At 48.2% G+C, this 4,433-nt stretch carries 5 protein-coding genes and 1 pseudogene; 5 read left to right on the forward strand and 1 reads right to left on the reverse strand.

Going from position 1 to position 4,433, the window contains the following annotated elements:
* Both HKN79_00175 and HKN79_00180 read left to right on the forward strand, forming a co-directional pair.
* The coding region (locus tag HKN79_00175) for a T9SS type A sorting domain-containing protein (GenBank protein ID NNC81967.1) at nucleotides 1-167 on the forward strand (167 nt) is incomplete at its 5' end.
* Nucleotides 133-561 (forward strand): DUF393 domain-containing protein, encoded by a 429-nt coding sequence (locus HKN79_00180; protein ID NNC81968.1) that lies wholly within the window; start codon nucleotides 133-135, stop codon nucleotides 559-561. The genes HKN79_00175 and HKN79_00180, both read left to right, overlap by 35 nt.
* 9 nt (nucleotides 562-570) lie before the next feature.
* On the opposite strand, the pseudogene mdh reads toward HKN79_00180, so the two are convergent.
* A pseudogene (gene mdh / locus HKN79_00185) lies at nucleotides 571-1,506 on the reverse strand (malate dehydrogenase).
* 216 nt (nucleotides 1,507-1,722) lie between these two features.
* Here mdh and HKN79_00190 point away from each other — a divergent pair.
* From HKN79_00190 to HKN79_00200, 3 genes are all read left to right on the forward strand, one after another.
* Complete coding sequence (locus HKN79_00190; GenBank protein NNC81969.1) at nucleotides 1,723-2,283, forward strand: RNA polymerase sigma factor; 561 nt, start codon at nucleotides 1,723-1,725, stop codon at nucleotides 2,281-2,283.
* A gap of 16 nt (nucleotides 2,284-2,299) precedes the next feature.
* Entirely contained in the window at nucleotides 2,300-3,145 is an 846-nt protein-coding gene (locus HKN79_00195; GenBank protein ID NNC81970.1) for a hypothetical protein, read from the forward strand.
* A gap of 65 nt (nucleotides 3,146-3,210) precedes the next feature.
* The coding region (locus HKN79_00200; GenBank protein NNC81971.1) for a hypothetical protein at nucleotides 3,211-4,433 on the forward strand (1,223 nt) is incomplete at its 3' end.

Genomic DNA, 4,433 nt, shown 5'->3' on the forward strand with positions numbered 1-4,433 from the left:
TCACAGGCCTCCAACTTATGGATGTCAGTGGACGCTTGATCGCACGTCAACATGATTCGCCTCGTAGAGAAATTCAATTGAATATATCCGATCTGCCCCGCGGAGTCTATCTGCTGGAGATCGAGACCACCGATGGAAGAAACAGCCAGAGAGTCATTAAGAACTGAAGCCCTAGAGCGTCAACCTCTGCTCATCTATGATGGAGAGTGCAAGTTCTGCGATGGATTTGTAGACTTCATCTTCACACATGAGGCAGATGAAGAGATCTCTTTCATGTGGCTAAAGGATGACCGCACCTCGGCCATTCTTCATCAACACCAGATCGATGATTCGATAGACAGTGTGATCCTGGTCGAAGATGGGAAGGCCTATGCCTATTCTGACGCGGCTTTGCGCGCTTGCGCGTATCTGAATGCTCCCTGGAAATGGGCCCGGGGACTGACCTTTGTCCCGCGACCGATCCGCGATGGTGTCTATAGATTCATCGCTCGTATCCGGAAAAAAATAATGGGCAGTCGTACATGTACGCTGCCCATCGGTAGAGAAAATAGATTTATCTGAAGAATGTGATCAGAAAAGGTCCATTCCGTCCAATACCTTCATCACATCGCGCACGTGCTGAGCAGAAGCTTCAAGTAATGCTTTCTCATCCTCATTCAATTCCAATTCGATGATCTTCTCGATTCCATCCTTGCCCAATTTGACCGGGACACCGAGATAGAGATCGCTCATTCCATATTCCCCTTGCAACCATGCGCATACAGGGAAGATGCGCTTCTGATCCTTCACGATGGCCTCTACCATCTGAGCGGCCGCAGCTCCTGGAGCATACTACCCAGAGGTTCCCAATAGGTTGACGATCTCTCCTCCTCCCTTCTTGGTGCGCTCTACAATGGCATCCAGTCGATCATCAGAGACGAGCTCCGTCACAGGAATTCCTCCTACAGTCGTGTAGCGTGGTAGGGGCACCATGGTGTCACCATGACCACCCATGAGTACGGCTTGGATATCCTTGGGTGAGCAATCGAGTTCCAAGGCCAAGAAAGAACGATATCGAGCCGTATCCAATATCCCGGCCATACCGAAGACGTGCTTGCTATCCTTTTTAGCAGTCAGATAGGTAGCATAGGTCATCACATCCAGTGGATTGGAAACGCAAATGATCTTAGCGTCAGGTGAGTGCTGCACGACATTCTCTGTCACAGATTTCACGATACCGGCATTGGTCGCGATGAGGTCATCTCGGCTCATACCCGGTTTTCTCGGAATACCTGAAGTGATCACCACCACATCAGAACCTGCGGTCTTGGTATAATCATTTGTACTTCCGATGGTACGAGTGTCGTACATATTGATCGGTGAGGTCTCCCAAATGTCCAAGGCCTTACCTTCGGCATATCCCTCTTTGATATCCAGAAGGATCACCTCGTTGGCCACTTCTCGGTGTGCAAGGACATTTGCGCATGTTGCGCCTACATTTCCCGCTCCTACTACCGTTACTTTCATGATTCTGTGTGCGTTATGGATTGAATTGAATGATGTTCTAACAAGTCGGCCGCAAAGGTAGAATAATGTGAAACAGAGGCAGAAAATCGATGGAGCATAACCACATTCTTGATAAAGTATATCTTCAACACGCCCTGATCGTGGATTTCACATTGAAAAATGACCATCTGGCCATAACTCCATAGGCAACCAAATGATAATTTCAGCGTCTGATTAATGAGTATCGACCCAGTCGAGCAGAAAACATGGCTAGATCGGTGCCTTGCAGGGGATAGGAATTCCCAACGCAAGCTCTATGAATCCTTCTATGGAAAGATGCTCGGTGTGTGCTTGAGATATGCAAAAGACATGGATCAAGCCAAGGACATGCTCCAAGATGGTTTCATCAAGGTCTTCAACAGCCTTGATCGATTCAATCACAATGGTTCTTTGGAAGGTTGGATTAGGAGGATCATGGTCAATACGGCCATCGATCACATCAGACGGGACAAACGTTCTTTGGTCTTGAGTCAAAGTGAAGAACTCATCGATCAAGGAATGGACCTGGAAGATGACCCTCATGAAGAGGACGAGGAGGAAATCTCTCTCACCATGACACACGTGGTCGAGGCGATGCAGCACCTCTCACCCGGATACAAAGCGGTTTTCAATCTATATGTCATGGAAGACATGACACATAAGGAGATTGCTGAAACCCTAGGTATCTCAGAAGGAACATCCAAATCCAATCTGGCCAAGGCCAAGAAGAAATTGAAACAGATACTACTGAACAGCTAGTAATTTGCAAGAGGACATGACAGAGAAGTTTGATCTATTCGAAGTGACCGTCAAGCGTGCTGCAGAGCATTACGAACTCCCATTGGAGCCGGGTGCATGGAGTAAATTCGAAAGCGCATTGGATGGTGCCTCAGCACCAGGTACACAGAGTGTCACCTCAGGTGGAAGCAACTTCCTGACCCAATTCGGAGCAGCAGCAGCTTTCTTGCTTGGCACACTCATCTTCATCAATCAAAGTGTTGACTCGGATTCTGCTTCTGAAACTCATCTCAGCGAGACATCTATTGAGAACAGATTGACCATGGGTGAAGGTGATGACCGTACAAAAGGTGGATCGGACTACTTCATCTCAGGACATTCCGATTCTTCAGAGCTTGAGATCTCCCAGAACGAAACAGCCGACTTGGACGCTTCTTCTAAGACCAATGATGAATCCGAGGTAGAAGATGTACTTACGGTCGATGAAAAGGAATTCATCACGCGCATCAATCAACGGCTTCAAGAGAAGGCAGATCGTGAAGAACAAGAGGCGTCTTCTGACAAGGAGATAGAAAAGCGCTCTACAACACGATACCTCGGAGAAGACTTCAATCTGGGTGCAGTCAAGAGTTTCTCTCCCAATAACGATGGCGAGAATGACAGCTTCTTACCCTCCCGATTGAAAGATGGAGATCTCTTCAAGATGACCATCACAGATACCCAGGGAAAGATGATATTCTACTCTACTGAAGTTTCCAGACCATGGGAAGGCACCGATACTCTAGGTAACGATGTAGAAGAAGGACGCTACTCATGGGAAGTCATTCTACAGAATGACAGCAAGAAGGAGATCTTCAAAGGGACCGTCAGACTCGAGCGGTGACCTTCTGCCCGGATTAGGGTGATAGGTATAGCCTATTGTATTACTTCCAAAGACCTATGGTCCCTATGTATCCAAGGTCATACATTCTATTTCTCTTCCTGTTGCTCAGTGGAGGCTTTCTCGGTCAATGCTTGACCTCCTACACCTGGGAATACAGTCCGCAACAAGTGGATGGAGCATGGGGCAATGAAGAGGAAGTGCAGATATGTCTCAGTATCGATCACGATGACTGGCAAGGAGGCAACCATTATCTCCATGCACTCATTCCACAATTCGGTTCAGGCTGGGACCTGAGCACCTTGGAAGTCATCTCCCCTTCGAGCTGCAGCAATGACGGTGGATATTGGGCTTGGTATCCAGGTCCCATCACGTCAGAGGCCAGCGGCATGACCCATGGAGCGGGTTTCTATTACGAAAGTCCGCACGGAGGTACAGATTCCGATAATCCAGGCGACAATTTCGGTGACCGCTGTCCAATAGGACTTCAACTCGATTTCTGTTTCCAACTCAAGACCGTAGCCTTCGATGACTGTATGCCCGAAATGGACCTTGACATACAGGTCAATACACTTTCAGACGATGAGTCTGGAGGCTCATTCCTTTCTCCCACCTGTACAGAAGATGAGGATGCTCTTTTGGTGTCATCTATTCAATGCTGTGATGCTCAAGCCGGACCAGATCTGGAGCTTTCCTTCTGTACGGATGGACCTATAGTACTCATCAATGACTACTTACAGGATGTCGACTCGGGAGCCTGGCACTTTCAATCCCCGAGCAATCCCAGCTTAGGAGATACACTTTTTTTCGAACCGGGAGTAGACACTCCGGGTACCTACGTATATGTAGTGACCGACACAGTCAATGATTGTGAGAATCTAGCCTTTATTGAGATAGAGGTAGACGATGGATTCAACGCAGGGAATGATGTTTCCATCACACTCTGTGAGAATGGAGGTATCGTCTATCTCTTTGACCAGCTATCTGGTACTCCTGATGCAGGCGGCACATGGACCGATCCCATGGGGGATGTCTGGCAAGAACCCTTCTCTCCGAGCAATGATATGACGGGGATCTATACCTATTCCTTTCCGGCCATTGGGAGTTGTGAGGCCTCCAATGCTGAAGTGGAAGTGGAATCGATTCCTGAGGCTGATGCAGGTGAGAATAGCTCCGTTGTACTATGCTCATGTGAAGAAACGGTCGATCTGCTCGATCTACTCGATGGTAGCCCTCAGCCTGATGGACAGTGGACCGATTCAGAGGGGAATGTCATTTCAAGCGACTTCGA

Source organism: Flavobacteriales bacterium (assembly GCA_013001705.1).
Lineage (GTDB): Bacteria > Bacteroidota > Bacteroidia > Flavobacteriales_D > JABDKJ01 > JABDLZ01.

Excerpts from the sequence above, each read along its gene's own strand:
- HKN79_00180 (NNC81968.1), top strand. The coding sequence starts at position 133 with ATGGAAGAAACAGCCAGAGAGTCATTAAGAACTGAAGCCCTAGAGCGT.
- HKN79_00190 (NNC81969.1), top strand. The coding sequence starts at position 1,723 with ATGAGTATCGACCCAGTCGAGCAGAAAACATGGCTAGATCGGTGCCTT.
- HKN79_00195 (NNC81970.1), top strand. The coding sequence starts at position 2,300 with ATGACAGAGAAGTTTGATCTATTCGAAGTGACCGTCAAGCGTGCTGCA.